The organism is Epilithonimonas lactis, assembly GCF_900110605.1.
GTDB classification, from domain to species: domain Bacteria; phylum Bacteroidota; class Bacteroidia; order Flavobacteriales; family Weeksellaceae; genus Epilithonimonas; species Epilithonimonas lactis.
In genome coordinates, this window is record NZ_FOFI01000002.1 from 154,889 (window position 1) to 177,965 (window position 23,077).

Genomic DNA, 23,077 nt, shown 5'->3' on the forward strand with positions numbered 1-23,077 from the left:
AACAAACGATTTTAATAATGATCAGAACCTTAATTTCAATTGAGGTTTTTTTGTTAAGAATTAAACTTAGAAAATTTAAATTATACATAAAAAAGCCGCTTCGGAAATCCTGAAGCGGCTTTGGTTTTAGAGAAATTGAAATGATTATTCTTTTACGAATTTGGTTTTCACAACCGTTCCCTTATCATCTACATTTAGGAAGTAAACGCCTTTTGCTAATTTGTTCACAGCTACCTTTCCTGTTCCAAGATTCCCTTTGGAAACCAATTGTCCTGCTGCATTGAAGATCTCATAGTTTGAGTTCAAAGTCACATTAGAGACATTTAAAACATCTTTTACTGGATTTGGGAAGATCTGAATTGACTTGTTGGTAACATCAGAAACAGCCAATGTTGAACTTACCGTTGCAGGCTTAACTGCATAGAAAACGTTCCCAATAGCAGAAACTCTGACATGTCCGGACTTCCCTACCAAACTTGCTGGGATTGCCACACTTGCAGAACCAGAATTAGCAACCGAAGCGGCCAATGTGGTCCAACTTGTACCAGCATCGGATGTGAAATCAATTTTTACGTTGGCCACATTGTAAGGAGAAGCCGTTGTTCCCGAAACTACCCAAGTAATGGTTGAGTTGGCACCAGCGATCAAAGTTGGAATAGTGTTGACCGTGAAGGCTGCCGCAGTTCCTACCTGTATGTTCTGTGTGGTGTATGCCGTTTGGGTATCAACACCTTTGTTATCTCTTACAGTAACGCGGAATTTTGTTTGGTTAGCCGTGGTATTTCTGGCCACTGAAGAAGTGGATTCAAAATCATCAACATTTCTTACAGCACCGCCAAGAACTGTCGCTAGTTTTGGAAAATATCTTGTAGGAGATGAAGTTGGCAACCAAGATCTGAAAGAAGCACCTCTGGTAGTACTTCCAATAGTGGCAGCTCCATCACCAGTTCCGGACACCTTACCAATACCATTTGCCAAATTACTATGATCTACCTCTTCCCAACAATAACTAAGTGCATCGCCGTCTGAATCTGTAGCCTCAGCTGTCAAAACAAAAGCTGTTGAACGTGGAATTGTGTAAGTAGTTGCTGTCATAGCGGTAACGACTGGCGGATTATTAGTAATATCAGTTTCAACATCTACTGTTTTGGAAGTAAGATTTGTCTGAACCTGATCGATACTTACTGTATGAAAATATGGATCTGAATTATTCTGGACATCGGTGTTTGCTCCGGTGATGCCAGCATAACCCATAATAGTTGAACCAGAACCTGGCTCTACATTGACACCTTCTCCTTCATTAAAACTAAAAGTATGATTAGCTCCCAATTGATGGCCAAACTCGTGGGCTACATAATCGATATCAAAAGTGTCACCCAAAGGTCCACCGCCAGACGGAGAAGTTATGCCACTTCCTTTATAATTATTTGGAGAGATATATGCATAATATGCACCTGTTCCATTTACCTGACAATCACTTTGCGCAGCGGTATAAGAAGTTGTTGATGTATCATTACTACCAATACAACCAATGCAACCTGCATTACCACCGCCGCCAGTTGCTCCAAAAAGATGTCCAATATCAAAACTAGAACTTGTCACACCGTAGGCTCCACCATTTAGCGTGGTCATCAACTCATAGTTCCATTTGCACATTTGGCTTGCATTACTGTATGGATCTGTAGATGCGTTGGTGAATATCAGGGCTGGAGCATTAATCATATTCAGATGAAGATTGAATTCCTTTTCAAATACACCATTGACTCTTGTCATCGTCGCATTCATCTGTGTTAAAGCTCCTGCGGTTCCACCAAAATAGGCCGTGTATTCTGAAGTTACAGACAAAGCTAATCTCAGCGTATGGAATTTTTTGTTACCTGCTTTACTTGCAATACCTTCATCCATTAATTTTTTCAGACCTTCTACAGATTCCAAACTCTCCTTTGTATTACAACTGAAGATTCCTTCTTTCTTTGATTTACCCTTGATGGAGTAAAAAGTCTTGCTCTCAGTAGCTGGTTCTATAAATTCATATTTACCATTACTGATCATCATAGACTGGAAATCGTTTGGCGCCACACTGAATCTCACATATTTCGTAGGATCATCTATTCCAACACCGACATAAGATCCCAACTGGTATTGATTTGCCAATGCCTCGTCCATCACGGGGAAGCTGCTGACAGCGAACCTTTCAATTTTGCCATCGATTGTCGGCATACTGACCGTCACTGTTCCTGCGGCATTTCCAACTTTATCGGCTGCAAGCAATTGTCCACGGATGGCACTGATGTCTAATTTGTAATAAACTGAGTTATCACTTTTTCGATTTACTTCTACATTAGGTGTTGCTTTGCTCCATTGTGCATTCATCAGGGATAGGCCACCTAAGAAAAGTAAAGTAGTTAATTTTTTATTCATATTGTTAAAATTAGGGCAACAAATGTAGCAATTTAATGACAATTTCCGTATTTAATTTTAATAATTATAAATATTTCATAAACAATTTTTATTTTCAGCACAAACTCCGCAATTTAACTTTAACTATCATAATTAATTATTGTAATAAATATCTTAAGAATAATATGAACTATCACCAGAAAAGCTAATCAAACAAAATTTCATTAAATAATTAACAAAAAAATCCGCTCTCTTGCGAGAACGGATCTAATATAGTTGCAAAGTGTTTTGCGATTGCTGAAAAACTTCCGACTTCCGTCATCCATCTTCCAACGCATTCATCACACTTTAATTTCTACGTCAACTCCTGAAGGAAGTTCTAATTTCATTAGAGCATCTACAGTTTTAGAAGAAGAAGAGTAGATATCCATCAATCTCTTGTGAGCTGACAATTGGAACTGCTCTCTTGCTTTCTTGTTTACGTGCGGAGATCTTAGTACTGTAAAGATTCTCTTGTTCGTTGGCAATGGAATTGGTCCGTTTACAACAGCACCAGTAGCCTTTACCGTTTTTACGATTTTCTCAGCAGACTTGTCCACCAAGTTGTAATCGTAAGATTTTAGTTTTATTCTGATTCTTTGTGACATTTCTTTGATTTAAAAAATTAACCTTTTGCTTTAGCAATGATATCTTCAGCAACGTTTTGAGGAGTAGCCTGGTACTTCTCTAATTCCATAGAAGAAGTAGCTCTTCCTGATGAAAGTGTTCTTAGAGTCGTAACATATCCGAACATTTCAGATAATGGAACTGAACCTTTGATAACAACGGCACCGTTCTTTTCTTCTTGTCCACTGATCGTACCTCTTCTCTTGTTAAGGTCACCAATGATGTTACCCATATATTCTTCTGGAGTTACAACCTCCAATTTCATAATAGGCTCCATGATCACTGGCTTAGCAGCACGTCCCGCTTCTTTAAATCCTAATTTTGCAGCTAATTCGAAAGAAAGTGCATCAGAATCCACCGCGTGGAAAGATCCGTCTTTAAGAGTAACTTTAATACCTTCAACTTCGAAACCAGCCAAAGGACCGTTCTTCATTGCAGCTTTAAAGCCTTTTTCAATAGCAGGAACAAATTCTCTAGGAACGTTACCACCTTTGATCTCATTGATGAATTCTAAACCAATTTTACCTTCGTCAGCTGGTCCAAGATCGAATACGATATCTGCAAATTTACCTTTACCACCAGATTGTTTTTTGTAAACTTCTCTATGGCTGGCAACTTTTGTAAGATTTTCTTTGTACTCTACTTGAGGCTGTCCTTGGTTAACTTCAACTTTGAATTCTCTCTTCATACGGTCAACAATGATATCCAAGTGAAGCTCACCCATACCAGAAATGATCGTTTGTCCAGAAGCTTCGTCAGTTCTCACTGTGAAAGTAGGATCCTCTTCAGCCAATTTAGCTAGAGCGTTACCCATCTTATCCTGGTCAGCTTTAGTTTTAGGCTCAACAGCGATACCAATTACCGGATCTGGGAAAACCATCGATTCTAGAACGATAGGGTTTTTCTCGTCACACATAGTATCACCAGTTTTGATAGATTTGAAACCTACCGCTGCACCAATATCTCCTGCTTCAATATATTCTACAGGATTTTGCTTGTTAGCGTGCATCTGATAGATTCTAGAGATTCTTTCTTTATCTCCTGAACGGGTGTTCAAGATGTAAGAACCTGCATCTAGTCTTCCAGAGTATGCTCTGAAGAATGCCAATCTTCCTACAAAAGGATCGGTAGCAATCTTAAATGCCAAAGCCGCGAAAGGCTCTTTTACGTCTGGTTTTCTAGTGATCTCAGCGTCAGTTCTTGGGTCTGTACCTTTGATATCATCTTTATCCAATGGAGAAGGCAAGTATTTACATACTGCATCCAACATAAACTGTACTCCCTTATTTTTGAATGAAGAACCACAAGTCATTGGGATAATAGAAAGATCGATAGTCGCTTTTCTAAGTGCTTCGTTGATTTCTTCTTCAGAGATAGAATCTGGATCTTCGAAGAATTTCTCCATCAAAGTATCATCGTAGTCAGCCACAGCTTCTACTAGTTTCTCTCTGTATTCCAGAACTTCAGCTTTCATATCCTCAGGAATTGGAACTACCTCGAAAGTAGCACCTTGTCCTGCCTCATCCCAGATGATCGCTCTATTTTTGATCAAGTCAACAACACCTTTGAAATCTTCTTCAGCACCGATTGGCAAAACGATTGGAACTGCGTTTGATCCCAACATCGTCTTAACCTGGTTTACCACGTTAAGGAAGTCAGCACCTTGACGGTCCATTTTGTTTACGAATCCCATTCTCGCAACTTTGTAGTTGTCAGCAAGTCTCCAGTTTGTTTCAGACTGAGGCTCTACTCCATCTACTGCAGAGAAAAGGAAAACCAATCCATCCAATACTCTCAAAGATCTGTTAACCTCTACTGTGAAGTCAACGTGTCCTGGTGTATCGATGATGTTGAAGTGGTAAGGTTTAGTTTCAGGAAGTACTTTACCCTGGTCTGTTGGGAAATTCCAAGAACAAGTAGTTGCAGCAGAAGTAATGGTGATACCTCTTTCTGCTTCCTGCTCCATCCAGTCCATTGTAGAAGCACCATCGTGAACCTCACCAATTTTGTGATTTACTCCAGTATAGAATAAAATCCTTTCTGTAGTGGTAGTTTTACCAGCATCAATGTGCGCAGCAATACCAATATTTCTTGTAAATTTAAGATCTCTACTCATTTCTAATTAGAATTTAAAGTGTGAGAAAGCCTTGTTAGCTTCCGCCATTTTGTGAGTATCAGATTTTTTCTTGTAAGCTGCACCCTCTTCTCTTGAAGCTGCTACAACCTCGTTAGCCAATTTCAAAGCCATTGATTTATCATTTCTCTTTTTAGAGTAAAGGATCAACCATTTCATAGCCATAGAAATTTTTCTATCAGCTCTGATCGGCATTGGGATCTGGAAGTTAGCACCACCTACTCTTCTAGAACGTACTTCTACGTGAGGCATAACGTTTGTCAATGCATCTTTCCAGATTTCAAGGGCAGTCTTTTCAGTTTCTCCTTTTTTAGTTTCTACGATGTCTAGTGCGTCATAGAATATTTTGAATGCGATAGATTTTTTACCATCTAGCATCAAGTTGTTTACGAATCTAGTTACCAATTGATCATTAAACTTTGGATCTGGTAACAACGGTCTTTTTTTCGCTTTTGTCTTTCTCATTGTTTCTGTACCTTATTTAATGATTACTTTTTCTTTCCTTTAGCTGGTGCCGCCGCCTGACCTGGTTTTGGTCTCTTAGCTCCATACTTGGATCTTCTTTGCGTTCTTCCACTTACACCTGCAGTGTCCAGTGCTCCTCTTACGATATGATAACGTACTCCCGGTAGGTCTTTCACCCTTCCGCCGCGTACCAATACTATCGAGTGCTCTTGAAGATTATGTCCTTCGCCCGGGATATAGGCGTTGATCTCTTTACCGTTTGAAAGTCTTACCCTTGCAACTTTTCTAAGTGCAGAGTTAGGTTTCTTAGGAGTGGTAGTATATACTCTCGTACATACACCTCGTCTTTGTGGACAAGAATCAAGGGCAGCCGATTTACTCTTCTTGGTGAGTGCGACTCTTCCTTTTCTAACTAATTGTTGAATAGTAGGCATTTAATTGCTTTTTATTTTAGGGTGCAAAATTATGAATAATTTTTTAATCCACAAGTAGTTAGAATAAAAAATTATGCAGAATCAAATAATATTTATTGATTCAGAATCAAACCATTGATGTTGACCCGTTATTTTAGAATAAGTTCTGAAGTGTAGAGAACTTGTGATCTGTCTTTGATGGTATCATATTTCAGCCATTTGATCTTTGGATTGATGGTTCCGGCAATGGACTGCTTCACATCACCTTTTTGATTGTTGGTGTGCTTGTATTGGAACGTCTTGTTTATAATGGGAATGTGATAGGTGGTCAGCGCATCTGCTCCACCTCGATCATCATTATACAAATATTTTTTGTGACTGAATTTTGGCATCTGAGGTTCTATCTGATTCCGGTTTTCAAAATAATTCACCGGATTCTTCAAACTATATAAAGTAAAGAAGGCGACAAAAAAACAGGCAACACGGAAAATAACTTTATCCGTATTAGAATTTTTAAAATATAATATCAAGAATGAAAAGAACAGACACACATTGGCAGCGGCCATCATCCTGGTGTTCATCTCTTCGATCTGCTGGAAACAACCTGACACGAGCAGAGACAAAGCATAACCAACTGCGACGGTCCACAACAAGGCGTGGAAATAATATGAACTACTTGCTTTTGCTCTTTTAAAATATCTTAGAAAGTATAAAAACACAAAAACATCGGTCATCAAAACGAAAAATTGTACAACCAAACTCGCCATACTATTCGAAGATGGCTTCAGACCAATATAAGGGTCAATGGCATTCGCTGTTCCAAATAGATCTCTTATTATATAGATAGGAAGAATTTCTTCTGGTTTTCCTCTTAGATTTTCGCCTGTAAAACTTCCGAAAATATTATAGTTAAACAAAAGATAGCCCGCGATCCCTAAACCTGACAAAAGAAGAAATAGAATCATTCCTCTAATTTGCATTTTGTCTTTGCCTTTGAAAAATAGATAGACCGAAAATGCGCCAATTGACAAATAGACATAGATCCCCGAATATCTGGAGACAAACATTGCCAACATAATGAGAGATGCAATCAAAATATTTTTATAAGAATTGCGATGTTCCAAAAGGATCTTGTTCAAATAATACAAAAGGAAATAAAGCAGGAACACAAAAAGACCTTCAGAAATAGCAATCGAAAAGACAAACAAGATCGTTTTACCTGTCATCAACAAAACCGTCTCTTTGAAATAAAAGCTTTTGAAATAAGAAAACAGCAAGATCACAACGAGCATAGACGTATTGAGAAATTTTGCCGCCCAAAAATAATCGCCGAAGACCTCAAAGAAGCCACGGAGCATGGCCGGATAGCCTAAAGGAAAAAGATTGGTGACAGGATCTGGCAGATCGCTCGCAATTTCAAAATAAGAAAGACTGTCAGCATACACGCCGCCCGAAGGCAGAAAGAAACTGTGAATGAAATTTAAAATGATGATCAGTACAGCCAGAACGATATATTTTGCCATTGATTTGCTATTAGTCAAAGGCAATATTAAGGATTTTTTTGATATTTATTTTTAAAATTAGACATAGCCAGCTTCTATACTTTTGTCCAGACTTCGGCATCATATTTTCTTATCTTGTTCATATTTTTAAAATTAAATTATGAAAAATTCTGTATTGATCGGACTCAATGAAAACGATTGCAAAAACATTTCGGACAAACTTAATATCTTACTGGCCAATTATTCGGTCTTCTACCAAAACACGAGAGGATCGCATTGGAACATCAAAGGTCACCAATTCTTTACCCTTCATCCAAAATTCGAAGAGCTATACAACAGCCTTGTCCTGAAAATCGATGAAATTGCCGAAAGAATCCTGACACTTGGCGCAACGCCAGCACACAATTATTCGGACTACCTTCAGGTATCAACCATCAAAGAAAGCAAAGAAGTTTCTGACGGAAATAAAAGCGTGGAGATCATTCTTGAATCCTTCAAAGTGGTGATTGACCTTCAAAGAGAACTTCTGGACATCACAGATGAGGCCGGCGACGAGGGAACCAACTCACAAATGAGCGACTACATCACAGAACAGGAGAAAGAAGTTTGGATGTACAACTCCTATCTTGGAAAATAAAATTCACATCTTACGAATACAGATCCAGCTTCAATCATGCTGGATCTTTCTTTTGAAAGAACACCACGTATCGAACTTTGTTTCAGTCATTTAAAATTAACCATTAATTTTTTGTAAAACGGTACAACTAATTCTATTATCTATTATATTTGCGTTTTAATTTTGAACACACTTGAGAAAAATTCTATTCTTTTTACTGATTTCCAATTTATTCTTCGCACAATGGAGCATCTCCAATGCTGAAAGAAGCACGCTAGTCAACATCTACAATTCCACCGATGGTGAACATTGGAACAGAACCTGGGACTTGGAAAAAGATCCTAGAACCTGGTTTGGCGTAGGTATCAAGAATGGTGTGGTCGCAGAACTCAACCTCGCTGGCAATGCGCTTAGTGGCTACTTCCCGACCTATGTCACTTCCCTTACAAAGCTTACAAAACTAGACCTCAGCAACAACAAACTGACTGGCGAAGTACCCATGGGAATTTCGTCCCTCAACACATTGTTAAGATTAGACGTTAGCAACAACAGATTGATCGGCAATCCAACCACTTCACTTTCTGGACTCGTAAATCTAGAGGATCTTGGATTGGGCGGAAATAATTTTACCATTGCAGATGTCAACGCGTTACTTCAGAACTTCAACAACATCAAAATTCTGAATATTGCCAATCTGGAATTGCTCAGCATCCCGGCAAAAATCGCTGCTTTTTCTAACCTTGAGACTTTGATCCTGGACAACAATCCAATTCCTGCCAATGCCTATGGAAACATTGCAGGACTTACAAAACTGAAAACACTTTCCTTGTCAGGAACTGGTTTGACTCAGATTCCTACTCAGGTTTCGCAACGCACACAACTTACTAGCCTCAACCTCAGCAACAACGCTTTGACGGAGCAAAATACGACAACACTTTCCAACCTTATCAATCTGGAATGGCTGTCTTTGGAAAACAATCAGCTTTCACAGATTCCCGCACAACTTTCCCAGTTGAAGAAACTAGAGTCTCTGAACTTGGGCAGAAACAAGATCAGTGGCGGAATTTCCACGCTTACCGGATTATCAAGTCTTCAGCAGTTATTCCTGAACAACAATCAGATCTCTGGCACTTTTCCGTCGGCATTGCTGGGAATGAAAAAACTGATGATGGTAAATCTCAACAGCAACCAATTGACAGGAGAACTTCCGGATCAGCTTCCAAAGATCACCCATATTTCCAACAACCGTTTTACAAGATCAAATCTATCGGATTACATTACAGACTTTGCGGAACAGACCGAACTCAACTATTCACCTCAGCGCTACGATCAGGAAAAGATCGTGCTAGCGATCGCTGGTCAAACTGCCAAGCTGGATCAATCGTTATCAGGCGATTACACCTTCTCTTGGTTCAAAGATCTAGACCAGAAACTAAGTGCAACCTCTGCAGACCTTAATTTTGACAACGTCCAGAATACTGACTTTGCCGTTTATACCGCTGAAGCCTACACGTATTCTACGCTTCAGAACAACATTTTCTTCGATCTTTCGCTTTTCCGCGAACCGATCACCTTGGGCGATGCGCTTGGAACCTTAGGAACCTCTGAGCTGAAAGACCTCAGTATTTACCCGAATCCCACGGCAGATTACATCAACATTCTCAACGTGAAGCACGAGATCCAGAAAGTTGCAATTTTTGACCTTACAGGAAAACAAATGCTGTCCGACAACAAACAAAGGATCAATGTGTCCAAGCTGCCTTCTGGCGTTTATGTACTTTCCGTGAAAACCGAAGTTGGCATCAAAACCTTCAAATTCATCAAACAATAATTTTTTAGGAGCTTTATCCCGCTTTCCACTATATCTTTTTTGTGATGGCGAAAGACGTTTAGTATCTTTTCCGAGCATTTCCATCGCCACCACAAAAAAGGATGCCGTTGCAATCGGGGCTATGGGTTTCCTCATAAAATTACGCTTGGCAAAAATCTCACCACCACCCAATCTCCTCGTCCCCAATCTCTTCGTCTCCAATCTCTTCGTCTCCAATCTCCAATCTCCCAAACATCCATCTTCCATCCCATTGCCATTTCCCAAAAAATATTATCTTTGGAAACATCGATTTTAAGAAATGGAAAACCAAAAATATACACCGACAAACAAAGTAAGAATCGTCACCGCAGCTTCGTTATTCGACGGGCACGATGCAGCCATCAATATTATGCGCCGTGTGATTCAGGGAACAGGATGCGAAGTCATTCACCTTGGCCACGATAAATCTGCTGAAGAGGTTGTAAACACAGCAATTCAGGAAGACGCGAACGCCATTGCACTGACTTCCTATCAAGGTGGTCACAACGAATATTTCAAATACATCTACGACCTTTTAAGAGAAAAAAACTCTCCGCAAATTAAAATTTTCGGTGGTGGCGGCGGTGTGATTCTGCCCGAAGAAATCGAAGATATTATGTCTTACGGAATCGACAGAATATATTCCCCGGACGACGGCCGCGAACTTGGTCTTCAGGGAATGATCGACGATTTGGTGAAAAAATCAGACTTTGCGACAGGAAAAGAAGTGACTGCTGAAGATTTGGATAATATCAGTTTCGAAAACTCTACAAGCATCGCTAAAATAATTTCTGCCGTTGAGAACTTTTCAGAAGAAAAACCGGATTTGGTAAAAGCCATTGACGAAAAATCAAAAGATTTAAATATTCCAATCATCGGAATCACAGGAACTGGTGGAGCGGGAAAATCATCTTTGACAGATGAATTGGTAAGACGTTTCTTACGTTCAAATCCGGGTAAAAAGATTGCGATTATTTCTATCGACCCTTCAAAAAAGAAAACAGGAGGTGCATTGTTGGGAGATAGAATCCGTATGAATGCGATTAATGACCCCAGAGTTTATATGCGTTCGATGGCGACAAGAGAAAACAATGTTTCTGTTTCTCCGTTCATTCATTCAGCATTAAATGTGTTGAAACTGGCTCATCCAGATGTTATCATTTTGGAAACCTCGGGTATCGGACAATCCGGTTCGGAAGTTTCAGATTTTGCGGATGTTTCAATGTACGTGATGACGCCTGAATACGGAGCTTCCACACAGTTGGAAAAAATCGATATGTTGGATTATGCTGATTTGGTTGCATTAAATAAATCTGACAAACGTGGCGCGCTCGATGCGCTTCAGGCGGTAAGAAAACAGTTCCAGAGAAACCATTTGTTGTGGGAAAGTCCATTGGATGATATGCCGGTTTATGCGACAAAAGCATCCCAGTTTAATGACCACGGAACTACTGATTTGTACAACAGATTAATTGAAAAAGTTAATGCTAAATATTCTGATTTAAATCTAAAAGGATTTGTTGAACAGGAAGTTTCGGAAGATATCACGATTATTCCTCCAAAAAGAGTCCGTTATCTTTCTGAAATCGTTGAAAACAACAGACAGTACGACGCCAATGTTGAAAAACAGGCAGAACTAGCAAGGAAAATGTATCACATTGAAGGCGTAAAAAGTTTCCTTTTAAACGAAACTCTGGATGCTGAATATCAGAAGGCAGAAAAAGACCTTCAACAGGAAAACATCGACTTCTTAAAAAATTGGGATGACACGAAACAGGCTTTCAAAGCTGAGTTTTACTCTTATTTCGTTCGTGGAAAAGAAATCAAGGTAGAAACCTCAACAGAATCTTTATCTCATTTAAAAATTCCAAAAATATCTCTTCCAAAGTACACCGATTGGGGAGATTTGATTAAATGGAAGGGTCAGGAAAATCTTCCGGGCGGATTTCCTTACACCGCAGGAATTTATCCTTTCAAAAGAACCGGAGAAGACCCGACAAGAATGTTCGCAGGAGAAGGCGGACCGGAAAGAACCAACAGAAGATTCCACTATGTATCTGCGGAAATGGATGCAAAACGCCTATCAACAGCATTTGATTCTGTGACGTTATACGGACAGGACCCTGCCCTACCACCAGATATTTATGGTAAAATCGGAAATGCGGGAGTTTCTATCGCAACATTAGATGATGCTAAAAAACTGTATTCCGGATTTGATTTGGTGAATGCAATGACATCAGTTTCAATGACCATCAACGGACCTGCGCCGATGTTGCTGGCTTTCTTTATGAACGCTGCCATCGACCAGAATGTTGAAAAATATATTGCTGAACATCAATTAGAAGCAAATATTGAAAAAGCTTTAAAAGCAAAATTCGACGACAAAGGTTTGGAAAGACCAAAATACAATGGCGAATTACCACCTTCAAACAATGGCTTAGGTTTAAAATTATTAGGTTTAACGGGTGACGAAGTGATTCCTGCGGAAGCTTATGCTGAAATCAAAGCTAAAACCATTGCTACCGTTCGTGGAACTGTTCAGGCAGACATATTAAAAGAAGACCAGGCGCAGAACACGTGTATTTTCTCTACTGAATTTGCGTTGAGACTGATGGGTGACGTTCAGGAATATTTTATCACGGAAAAAGTGAGAAACTTCTACTCAGTTTCTATTTCCGGTTATCACATTGCAGAAGCAGGTGCGAATCCGGTTTCTCAGTTGGCATTTACATTGGCAAACGGTTTCACGTATGTTGAATATTATCTGTCAAGAGGAATGGATATCAATGATTTTGCGCCGAACCTATCCTTCTTTTTCTCCAACGGTATCGACCCTGAATATTCAGTGATCGGACGTGTGGCGAGAAGAATCTGGGCAAAAGCAATGAAACTGAAATACGGTGCAGACGAGAGAAGTCAAATGCTGAAATATCACATTCAGACTTCAGGTCGTTCACTTCACGCTCAGGAAATTGATTTTAATGATATCAGAACGACGCTTCAGGCATTGTATGCAATTTACGATAACTGTAATTCACTACACACCAATGCTTATGACGAGGCGATCACCACTCCGACTGAGCAGTCTGTAAGAAGAGCGATGGCCATTCAGTTGATTATCAATAAAGAATTAGGTTTGGCGAAAAACGAAAACCCGCTCCAGGGTTCATTTATTATTGAAGAACTGACAGATTTGGTAGAAGAAGCTGTGTATGCAGAATTCGACAGAATTACAGAAAGAGGCGGTGTTTTGGGTGCGATGGAAACGATGTATCAGCGTTCCAAAATCCAGGAAGAATCGATGCATTACGAATGGCTGAAACACACCGGAGAATATCCAATTATCGGTGTAAATACTTTCTTAGGAAAAGACGGTTCGCCAACGGTTCGTCCGGGAGAAGTGATTCGTTCGACCGAGGAAGAAAAGCAGGTGCAGATTGAAACGCTTCATAATTTCCAGAAATCCAATGAAGATAAATCTGAAGCTGCCCTGAAAACGCTTCAACACGCTGCCATCAATCAGCAGAATTTATTTAATGTGATGATGGATGCTGTAAAATACTGTTCGCTTGGGCAGATTACCAACGCTTTGTTTGAAGTGGGTGGGAAATATAGAAGGAACATGTAAGAAAATGATTTTCAGGTAATTGTTTAAAAATAAAACCTCAAGGATCTCTTGAGGTTTTATTTTTAAAGTATAGTATATTTTTAGTTAGGACTGATCAGTACAATGTTCAGCGATGCATCTGAAACATTTGCGATTTGACCGTCCGAGTAAATGTAAAGTCTTAGAAGATCACCCTTGTTGAAGTAGGCAATTCTGTTATACAGCATTGTCCATCTGTTTGAACTGCCTGAAATTGTGGCATTTGTATCCCAAATCCCTTCAGGAATATCAGAATTTGCCGTATGAACTGCCTGATAAATGTTTCTGCTGACACTACCATCAACTAATCTGACAGTTGATTTGATAAGATAAGTCCCAGAATTTGGGACGGTGTAAGTGTAATTCGTAGGATTCCAGACACCTCCACCAATATTTTTGCTTACTGCTGCCAAGGGAACGGTATTAAAAGCTCCAGCGGCAATGGTAGCAGCGGTGTTACCACCAAGGCCATTTCCAAGCGAAGCTACAAAAACTGCAGATCCGGCTTTTGCAACAACAGATTGCCATGCTGCACCATCGTAGTAATAATATCCAACGGTAGTAACCTGGGCTGTGGAAGCCACAGTGGAACCGCCTGCAATACTAGTAATATACAGCATTGCTCCCTCATGAGCACTTGTGTATCCTGTCTTAACATTCAATTGTGCTAAAGTGATTCTTGGCGCACGTATACCATCCAATGTTGTAGTGGTACCCGCAGCACCATTTACATCTAAAGTTATCAATGGATTTGGTGAATTAATTCCCACATTTTGTGCTTGCATGAAGCCCATCATCAAAACCAAGACCACGTAAAATAATTTTTTCATCAATTAAAAATTTGCAACTGCGAAGATAATTTAACATTAGTAAATCAGCAAGTGTAATGCATTACAATTATATTAATTAATAATTTAAACAAACTTGTTTTATACAAAAATGAAAAATATAACATGATTTGTATAAAGAGATTTACAGTACTAACAATCGAATTTTTATGACTTTATAAAATTGTATAATTATAGGAGATTTTACAGAAAAAAATGAAGTGTTATGCAAAATCAACTTAGTACAGCTATCATTTTAAACTATTTATGATCAAAAACTCAGAGAAAATTTTATGAGGTTTTTTTGTACTTTTGGCAAAACTTGTAACCATGAAGAAAATTTACTTCTTATTTAGTTTAATCACAGGACTCTTACTCCATGCTCAAAACAATTCGCTAGGCACCAAAAAATTTCTCCAAGTTAATACTTACAATGGCGGTCAGATTTTAAATACGATCTTTGATTTTGATGGAAACCACATATCTGTGGGTTATGCAAATGGTTCATATACTTTTTTAAATGAGGCTATGCCAACCATAGGTCTGGATGACTTGTATATTGCGAAAACCAATAAGTTTACTAAAGAAAAAATTTGGTTGAAAACGTTTAATGCTGGTACTAAAGGTAAAATACGTCCAGTTACTATAAATGTAGATTCCGAAAATAATATCTATGTAGCTTGTACACTTCAAGGACAGATACTGATAAATGGTGAAACCTTTTCTACAACATCACCTCGAACAAGTATAAAATTGTTATTAAAGTTAAGTAGCTCAGGCGACGTTATATGGGGTAAAAATATAGAGCATTCTATTTCCAACTCGGCCTCCATTCATATAGAAAACCAAAACCTAGTCCTTTTTAATGGCTCAACTACTTTTTCAATCTTTAACAAAGATTCTGGTGATTTGATGCTTACAAAGTCTCTTTCAAATCTAAACATATCAACGGTCAAACTAAAAAACAGTCAGATTTATCTGGGTGCACGTACCATGGCTGATATACAGATTTTAGGCAAAACTATTCTCCGACAGAATGCGATCATAATCAGGACTGATTTGAATTTTACGGAAGACGCATTCATAAGGTTCTATCCTCAAAATAGCCCTGATACAACTTCGTCCGCAATAAGAATAAATGATATAATGATTGATGAGGATAATGCGGTCTACTATGCCGCTACATATCCATCCACAACAATTATTTCTTCAGAAAATCATAGCGGTACAATAGTAAATGGAGCCACAACTAGTAGTTCAGGTTCAAAAAATCTATGGTTAGGAAAGTACAATCCTGAATTAACCGTCTCGGCATGGTTTTATGGAAGTGCATTTAATAACCTATCAACAAATAGTTTTTTCGATGGTGTAAAATTATACAAAGGTGAAGAGGGAAGCCTGCATTTTATAATGAACAGCCCAAAGTCTTCAATAACTTATAAAGGTGAATATATTTCTTTCCAGGAAAGGGGAATGATTTCTATTAAAAATGATGGGACTTTGATCTCATCTTCTGATTTTGTATCGCCTTTCGACCTAGGCTCAAATCGAGCTGACATTTCTATCTACATTGACAATGGTGATACTTTTACGAGTTTTTCGCAGAATCCAAATTCTTATATATCAAAAAAAGCTTTCAATGAAAAGGATTTTAGCAATTACCATACCTACAGCAGTTCTGGAAACTATGGATATTTAAGCAGTAGGGAACTTTTTAAAGTCTATGAAAATGGTGAAATTTTTAATTCATATATTACAAATGGAAAAATTTTAAATTATTTCGGACAGGAAAACGAAAGCGCAGTCAACAACAATATAATTTCAAAGATATCTACAACAGGCAATCTGGAATGGATGATAAAAGCAGATGGAATAATAGATAATTATTCAGGATATTGGATTGAAGGTCATCGTTTAGATATTAACACCGAAAAAGAAGTGGTTTCTGTTTTCAATTGCTACAAAGATGATTTTTCAAATTGTAAGATTACAGATAGTCAGGGACACTCGCAAGAATTTGAATATGCAAGAGCAAGCATATCAAAGTTTGACCAAACTGGTGCTTTCAAATGGTCAAAAGATCTTGCGTACGGAATATATTGGCCTGGACCACTATCAACAAGAGATATCTCTGCGTATTACGATAACGAAGGTAATATCATCATAGTTGGAAAAACTTCATCATCACAACTGCTTTACGGTGGAGAGTATTTGCAAGTCAATGGAAATGGCTTTTTTATACTAAAACTCGATGCGAACGGAAACAAACTTTTCTTTAAGTCCTTTCCTTACCAAACAAACTCAGAATTGTTTACAAGATTTGACCAGCAGAATAATATCTTTATGTTCTTCAATGTCGAAAATCAGAATAGTGATATGTATTTTGATAATGTAACTGTCCCTCAGAACGGCCAAAACAGTAATAAGTTTGTGCTTTTGAAGATGAATCCACAAGGTACTGTTTTAGGTGCGAAAAATTATCTATCTAGTGGTGTCCCGAATACAGATTACCAAAGTACAGCTGTAAAGTTCGATGGCGACGATTTCGTACTTTACGGTCATACTTACAGTAACATGAATTTACAAAACGAAACTTTCACCAATCCTTATCCTAATTCTTCGAGCTACTCCACAGCATTGATTTCAAAAGTTAATATTAACGGCGATGTTCTTTGGTCACACCCTTTTTTTTCATCCGATTATTCAAATTCACCATTTAGTGAAACAAAAAATTTGAATTCAAACAATCTTGATTTTGACTCAGATAAAAATATTTATTTAGTTGATATCTGGAACCAATCCATCAATTACAGAGGCCAAGAAATTCCCTTGACAGGTTATAAAAGTATGTTTTTCAAATTAGATGCTTTCGGCAATTTGAAATATCATAAAGAAATTGATGACCCAAGTTCCAATACATATCTCAGTATTTATGGGAAAGATAAAGTTGCAATCATTGGAAATAGCACATCTAATTTTGTATTGGATAATCTGGTAAATGACCAAGGTGGTTTTAATAATTATATTTTATTCTTAGAAAAGGAGGAGTTAGCCACTCAAGAATTTCAAAAAAACATCTTTAATCTCTACCCAAATCCAACATCAGACTTCATCCACATCGATACTAAAGAAAAAATCAACAGTATTGAGGTATATGATGCAACCGGAAGAAAAGTAGATTCTAAGATTAATCACGAAAATCAGGTTGATGTCACAAAGCTTTTAAAAGGCCTGTATTATATCAGAATAAATACCGATGCAAAAAGTCTGACTTCAAAATTTATTAAGAATTAAAAATCAAAACCGCAGAACTTCCTGCGGTTTTTTATTTGACTAATTATCGGTTTCATTTTTGATAATATCCAAAACAATAAAATCAAATTATGAAACTCAAATCTCCCGAACCATTCTGGCTCGTCAAAGACGGCATCAAACATTCCTATCCTTCGCTGAGAGAAAATATCGAAACCGAAATCCTGATCATCGGCGGTGGGATCACAGGTTCTTTTCTCGCACATCAAATGATAAAAGACGGATTCGAAACTGTTTTGGTGGACCGACGAGAGATTGGAAATGGAAGTACGAGTGCAACGACATCGATGTTACAATATGAGATCGATGTTCCACTTTTCGAACTCTCAGAGATGATCGGGAAAGAAGGCGCAGAAAAAGCGTATTGGGCGTGTTATGATTCCATCGATACTTTGGGAAAAGTGGCCAAGCAGATCAAATCTGAATGTGGTTTTAAGAAAAAGGAATCGCTTTACTTTGCAGCGTTTAAAAAAGATGTTCCGAATTTGAAAAAAGAATTCGAAGCCAGAAAAGTAGCGAAGTTTCCTGTGAAATGGCTTTCTTCCGAGGAAATCAGTAAGACATTTAAAATTGAAAATACGTTTGGCGGAATCCTTTCCGAACAAGGCGGAAGCATCGATGCCTTTTGCCTGGCGCACGACATTCTTCATTATAATTATAAAAAAGGACTCCAAGTTTTTGATAAGACCGACATTATTAAATTTGATCATAAAAAAAATAGCGTCACCGCAACCACAGAATTTGGAAATAAAATCAAAGCCAAGAAAGTCATCTTCTGCAACGGTTTCGAAAGTACAGAGATCATCAAAGATGATTTTGTAAATCTCCTATCAACTTACGCCATCGTTGGCGAACAAAACGAGAAAAACCACCAGGAACTAAATGACCTTTTAGTTTGGAACACGGCGGAACCTTACATTTATATGCGAACTACAGACGACAATCGGGTTTTGATTGGTGGTGAAGATGAGGAGTTTGTGAATGCTAAAAAACGAGATTCTTTACTTATTGATAAAGAACAAAAACTCGTTAAAAAATTAAATAAATATTTGCCTGATAATGATTTCCGAACGGATTTTGTCTGGGCAGGAACTTTCGGCGAAACAAAAGACGGATTGCCTTATATCGGCGAACATCCAGACTTTCCGAGTGCTTATTTTGTTTTAGGATTTGGCGGAAACGGAATTACTTTTTCGGTCATCGGAATGGAAATGGCGTCGCAGTTTTTGAAAGGTAAAAAACACGAATTATCAAAATATTTCAAGTTCCGAAGATAATCTTTGAGAAAATCTCGTATATCATTTTAATTTTTAACTTTGATTAAAACCATAGAATGATGAAAAACTTCGAAGATTACTTCTCCCAGTTTGATCCCAAAATCATAGACAAGCTGGAAACCATCAGAACTGCGATCAGAAACGAAATTCCGGAAGGTGAAGAGTGCATCAAATACCTGATGCCCACCTTTGTCTTTCAAGGTAAAAATATGATCCATTTCGCAGCGTTTACCAATCATATCGGACTTTATCCTGGTCCAGAAGCGATTTCATTCTACGAAAAAGAATTGTCGAATTACAAAACGTCGAAAGGCGCAATTCAGATTCCGTTGGATCAAGATGTTCCATTAGAATTAATAAAAAAAATCGTGCAACACAGCAAGGAGCGGATTCTCAAAACCACAAAAACCACTAATAAATAGTGGCTGTTGAAAAATTAATTTCTATTGATCTTGATTTGATTTTTCTCTGTGGCGTTGATGATCTTTGAAATATCATCTGCTGTGAATTTCCCTGTCACATCCACGAAGATCGTTTCGTCTTTGTCATCTCTCACCGTGATGATCATTCGTTTGATGACGTCATTGGTTTGCTGTGCATTCAGGCTGATGAGATTTCCTTCTTGTTTCAAAGACATCCATTCTTCATAATTATTGTTGGTCAGATATTTCTGAAACTCAGCTTTGACAGGCGTTGTAGAGCTTTCAACAATTAGGACCTTCACATCTTTGATTTTCTTTACCAGATCGATTACTTCCTGACTTTCGCCATCTTCCTTCATCGCATTTTTCACGTAAGACCTTGCGAGAAACGTCGGAACATTGACACTGAGATAGGTCGAATTATTTTTGAATCCTGGATTGTCAAAGAAATCGGTGTGAACTTTTCTGTGAGAGACCATACACGACTGTAGAAAAAAACCGACAACCGCTAAAATGATAATGTATAAGAATCGTAACATAATTTTAAGTTTTTAATTAATGGAATTGATGCTTGCACCGGTCACTTCCTGAGCAGATTTGGTCACTTTCGACGGATTTCCTTTGTATTGGATGGATGCTGCAGAACTTGCGCTCGCTGTAATGCTTTCCGTGGTATTGACTTTCACACTCGATCCTGACGATGCATCTACCACCGCAGACTTTGTCACAAAATCACCTGCAGAAACCGAACTTCCACTGCTTGCGCTGATGACGCTGGAGTTTGCTGTCCCTGATAACTTCAAAGAACTTCCGCTGCTTGCATCGATGGCGATCGATTTTGTATCCAGATTGATCTTCGCATTGGATCCAGATTCTACTTCCAAAGCACTGTTGGTAGAGATCTTGAAAGTTCCTGAGATCAATGAACCCGAATTACAGCTGATCGCAAGTGTTGATTCGTTGACTGGCGTTATGGCCTTGAACGATGCTCCAGATTTGGTTACGAGTCTTGACAATTTCGGATTGGAAACCACCACTTTCAAATTATTGAAGTTCAGATTCTTCACGCCTTTGTTTCTCACAAAGATCTTCAAAACACCGTTTTCCACTTCAGTCACTACATATTGTTGCTTGTCAGCTTCAGTTTTTACCGTTACATTTCGCGTTGGATTTTGACTAAATTCCACTTCTACACCCGACGAAACTTCGATTCCATTAAATTCGGAAACCGTTCTCACACTTCCAACATTCGTATTGTTTGAAGTGATGGTTGAAACTGGATTTACCGAAGTTACATTCTGCGTTTCCGCCATTAGATTGCTGACATCATCCATCGAGATCTTTCCGTCCAGCATCATCAGAACCGAACTATCTTCTGACATAATATTGAGGATCAGATTGTCCATCACATTGGCCGAGATATCCTGCGCCATGAATTTGATCTTGTTGTCCCGGCTATTCACAGTGACCAGTTCCTCATATTTCATATTCTTGAGAGAGGCTGCAATTTCTTTTTCGATCTTGCCAGATTGGAGAAGCATTTTCTGATCATTAGAATCTCCACTTGCCGATTTGTTTGGTTTTTCCAGGATCAGCATTTTCAGTCCGTTCACTTTTCCGAGAAGTGGTTGGATCTTGCCCAATTCTGCATCATCGATTTTCAGATTGTTCAGAAGTTTGAACATCGGTTTCGCGATCTTGATCGAGGTCACACCTTCCGTATCCTGATAATGGTCGAAGAGTTCATTTAGTTTGTCCGACTGTCCAAAAATATTGGTTGACAGTAGAAATAGTACGAATAATATTGATATTTTTTTCATTTTGATATTTGTTTGCTTAAGGACAATGCAACGCCATTTTGACTAGATCTAGTTTGAAAACATTTTCGTTGGCGATTACATTTGATTTTAAAATTAATAATTAAGAATCCTGTAAAAATCAACTTGATCTTTGGCAGATTCTGCGTGGTTTATGGTTTGGGTAACGTTACTTGCAAAATAATTAAAAGCATTCTCTGTAACCGCGATGGCTTCTCCTTCATCATAAATTGGTTTTCCATTGATTATTACGTAGTTCGGATTGTAATCCGAGATAGATTCTGTCGGAACTTGAATCTGCTTTTGTTCTTTATTTGATTGATTTTCCTGTTGCGCCATCAGTTTCTCAAACTCTTTTCGGACAAGTTCTTTTACTACTTTTTCATTTGCAGTTTTGTCAACTTTCTGACTTTCCTGATTTGCTAAAACTGGTTTCGGCGTTGAATTTTCTTCGATTGTTTCTTCAACTGGTAAAACTGGATCTACAATTTCTTTCTTAGGAACATCTGGATTTTTAGCGATCGCAGGTTCAATTTTCTGAGGCTGATTGAACATCCAAAACGCGCTGATTCCCATTAATAAAACCAAACTCGCTGCCATCCAATACATTTTGTAAGAGGTTTTCTTGATTGGAAGTGCCACTATTTTCGGTTCATCTGTTTTCTTCAAGAAATCCTCGAAGCTGATATCCAGTTTTTCCTGTTTCTCCTCTTTTAGGAATGAGAAATAAGGGTTTTCGCTTTCATTTTTAAGGAACAATTCCTCTTCTGGCGTCAGCTCTTCGCCTTCAAAGAATTTAGATTCCCAATCCTTGTATTTGTCGGTTTTCATACGCATAGAGTTTGTTAATTGATTCTTTCACTTTTTGTCTTGCTCTCATCAGGTTTACGCGGACTGCATTTTCTTCCATTTCCATAATGCCCGCAATCTCTGAGATCTCATATTCTTCTACATCTTTCAGGTGAATGACCATCTTTTGTTTATCCGGCAGTTGGGAAATGAATCCCAAGATCTGCTCTTTCATATTATTGGTTTCGATCTGGTAAAGTTCCGACGTGTGTTTGGTCTGGCTTGCAAATCCCAATTTCACTTCGTGGTGTTTCAGGCGGTTCAGACATTCATTTTTTACACTTCTCATCGCGAAACTTTTCAGATTCTCTACAACCAGGAGTTCTTCTTTCTTTTGCCAGAACTTCATCATCAGGTCCATTACCACATCTTCGGCTTCATCTGCACTCATCAGAAATTTTTTCGCAAAACGGAACATCTCATTCTTGAGACTGTAAACCGTTGATTGAAATATTTCTTGAGTCATATTGATTCTTTTGATGTTTGAAATTCAAAGTTTTAAGTTTTGAATCCTTCTGAGTTCTTGGTTGTTTAAAAGTAAGACATTTGTAATGTAACAATTATTACATCAAATATAAAAAAAGAACGTTGATTATTAATAATGTATTGATAATCAATTTATTAATTTTAAATTTTTATTTAATTTTAGATATATATAATGAAACCCCTTCAGAGTTTGAAACTCTGAAGGGGTTGTATCGATTGTCTTAATAGTTTTTGCAGGTCGCTCCTCTGGAGCTTTGCTAATATTGACTTTTTTTCTACCAACAGGTTACCGCTCTGCGGTTTTGCATTGAAACGCTAAAAAGGTTGTTGCGATTTTAGATGCTTTTTGCAGGTCGCTCCTCTGGAGCTTTGCTAATGTTGACGTTTTTTTTCTAC

Annotated in this window: 18 protein-coding genes; 6 read left to right on the top strand and 12 right to left on the bottom strand. The window is 38.2% G+C overall.

Annotation, left to right across the window (positions count from 1 at the left end; translation table 11 throughout):
* Positions 1-144: 144 nt before the first annotated feature.
* The 6 genes from BMW39_RS05960 to BMW39_RS05985 form a co-directional block, all read right to left on the bottom strand.
* Positions 145-2,421 (bottom strand): zinc-dependent metalloprotease, encoded by a 2,277-nt coding sequence (locus BMW39_RS05960; RefSeq protein ID WP_074719309.1) that lies wholly within the window; start codon positions 2,419-2,421, stop codon positions 145-147.
* A 320-nt stretch (positions 2,422-2,741) separates the two neighbouring features.
* Positions 2,742-3,047: a 30S ribosomal protein S10 gene (gene rpsJ, locus BMW39_RS05965; protein WP_002661363.1), complete on the bottom strand. Its 306-nt coding sequence runs from the start codon at positions 3,045-3,047 to the stop codon at positions 2,742-2,744.
* Between the two features lie 17 nt (positions 3,048-3,064).
* Positions 3,065-5,182, bottom strand: a complete 2,118-nt coding sequence (fusA, locus tag BMW39_RS05970) for an elongation factor G (protein WP_034973059.1) — start codon at positions 5,180-5,182, stop codon at positions 3,065-3,067.
* Positions 5,183-5,188: 6 nt separating this feature from the next.
* Positions 5,189-5,665 (bottom strand): 30S ribosomal protein S7, encoded by a 477-nt coding sequence (gene rpsG, locus BMW39_RS05975; protein WP_034962875.1) that lies wholly within the window; start codon positions 5,663-5,665, stop codon positions 5,189-5,191.
* A 23-nt stretch (positions 5,666-5,688) separates the two neighbouring features.
* Positions 5,689-6,099, bottom strand: coding sequence for a 30S ribosomal protein S12 (gene rpsL / locus BMW39_RS05980; protein WP_034962877.1), 411 nt, complete (start codon positions 6,097-6,099; stop codon positions 5,689-5,691).
* A gap of 128 nt (positions 6,100-6,227) precedes the next feature.
* Positions 6,228-7,601, bottom strand: a complete 1,374-nt coding sequence (locus tag BMW39_RS05985; RefSeq protein WP_034973061.1) for a hypothetical protein — start codon at positions 7,599-7,601, stop codon at positions 6,228-6,230.
* Between the two features lie 139 nt (positions 7,602-7,740).
* On the opposite strand from BMW39_RS05985, the gene BMW39_RS05990 reads away from it, so the two are divergent.
* Both BMW39_RS05990 and BMW39_RS05995 read left to right on the top strand, forming a co-directional pair.
* Entirely contained in the window at positions 7,741-8,217 is a 477-nt protein-coding gene (locus BMW39_RS05990; RefSeq protein ID WP_034973063.1) for a Dps family protein, read from the top strand.
* 172 nt (positions 8,218-8,389) lie between these two features.
* Positions 8,390-10,027, top strand: coding sequence for a leucine-rich repeat domain-containing protein (locus BMW39_RS05995; protein WP_034973065.1), 1,638 nt, complete (start codon positions 8,390-8,392; stop codon positions 10,025-10,027).
* A 157-nt stretch (positions 10,028-10,184) separates the two neighbouring features.
* Here the strand turns inward: BMW39_RS05995 and BMW39_RS19595 are convergent, their stop codons facing one another.
* Positions 10,185-10,313: a hypothetical protein gene (locus BMW39_RS19595; RefSeq protein ID WP_260260016.1), complete on the bottom strand. Its 129-nt coding sequence runs from the start codon at positions 10,311-10,313 to the stop codon at positions 10,185-10,187.
* 12 nt (positions 10,314-10,325) lie between these two features.
* Here BMW39_RS19595 and BMW39_RS06000 point away from each other — a divergent pair, with 12 nt between their 5' ends.
* The gene (locus BMW39_RS06000) at positions 10,326-13,673 is read left to right on the top strand and encodes a methylmalonyl-CoA mutase family protein (RefSeq protein WP_034973067.1); all 3,348 of its coding nucleotides are present in this window, start codon (positions 10,326-10,328) and stop codon (positions 13,671-13,673) included.
* An 80-nt stretch (positions 13,674-13,753) separates the two neighbouring features.
* On the opposite strand, the gene BMW39_RS06005 is transcribed toward BMW39_RS06000, so the two are convergent.
* Positions 13,754-14,521, bottom strand: a complete 768-nt coding sequence (locus BMW39_RS06005) for a hypothetical protein (RefSeq protein ID WP_034973069.1) — start codon at positions 14,519-14,521, stop codon at positions 13,754-13,756.
* 327 nt (positions 14,522-14,848) lie between these two features.
* On the opposite strand from BMW39_RS06005, the gene BMW39_RS06010 reads away from it, so the two are divergent.
* From BMW39_RS06010 to BMW39_RS06020, 3 genes are all read left to right on the top strand, one after another.
* On the top strand, positions 14,849-17,812 hold the full coding sequence (locus tag BMW39_RS06010; protein ID WP_034973071.1) for a T9SS type A sorting domain-containing protein: 2,964 nt from the start codon (positions 14,849-14,851) through the stop codon (positions 17,810-17,812).
* Positions 17,813-17,901: 89 nt separating this feature from the next.
* On the top strand, positions 17,902-19,107 hold the full coding sequence (locus BMW39_RS06015) for an NAD(P)/FAD-dependent oxidoreductase (protein WP_034973073.1): 1,206 nt from the start codon (positions 17,902-17,904) through the stop codon (positions 19,105-19,107).
* 56 nt (positions 19,108-19,163) lie between these two features.
* Positions 19,164-19,529: an iron chaperone gene (locus tag BMW39_RS06020; RefSeq protein WP_034973075.1), complete on the top strand. Its 366-nt coding sequence runs from the start codon at positions 19,164-19,166 to the stop codon at positions 19,527-19,529.
* 14 nt (positions 19,530-19,543) lie between these two features.
* Here the strand turns inward: BMW39_RS06020 and BMW39_RS06025 are convergent, their stop codons facing one another.
* The 4 genes from BMW39_RS06025 to BMW39_RS06040 form a co-directional block, all read right to left on the bottom strand.
* Positions 19,544-20,068, bottom strand: coding sequence for a DUF4252 domain-containing protein (locus tag BMW39_RS06025; RefSeq protein WP_034973077.1), 525 nt, complete (start codon positions 20,066-20,068; stop codon positions 19,544-19,546).
* Between the two features lie 12 nt (positions 20,069-20,080).
* On the bottom strand, positions 20,081-21,349 hold the full coding sequence (locus BMW39_RS06030) for a DUF4252 domain-containing protein (RefSeq protein WP_051879798.1): 1,269 nt from the start codon (positions 21,347-21,349) through the stop codon (positions 20,081-20,083).
* Positions 21,350-21,442: 93 nt separating this feature from the next.
* Positions 21,443-22,177: a hypothetical protein gene (locus tag BMW39_RS06035; protein ID WP_034973078.1), complete on the bottom strand. Its 735-nt coding sequence runs from the start codon at positions 22,175-22,177 to the stop codon at positions 21,443-21,445.
* Positions 22,143-22,661: an RNA polymerase sigma factor gene (locus BMW39_RS06040; RefSeq protein ID WP_034973079.1), complete on the bottom strand. Its 519-nt coding sequence runs from the start codon at positions 22,659-22,661 to the stop codon at positions 22,143-22,145. Before BMW39_RS06040 ends, BMW39_RS06035 begins: the two co-directional genes overlap by 35 nt.
* Between the last annotated feature and the right edge of the window lie 416 nt (positions 22,662-23,077).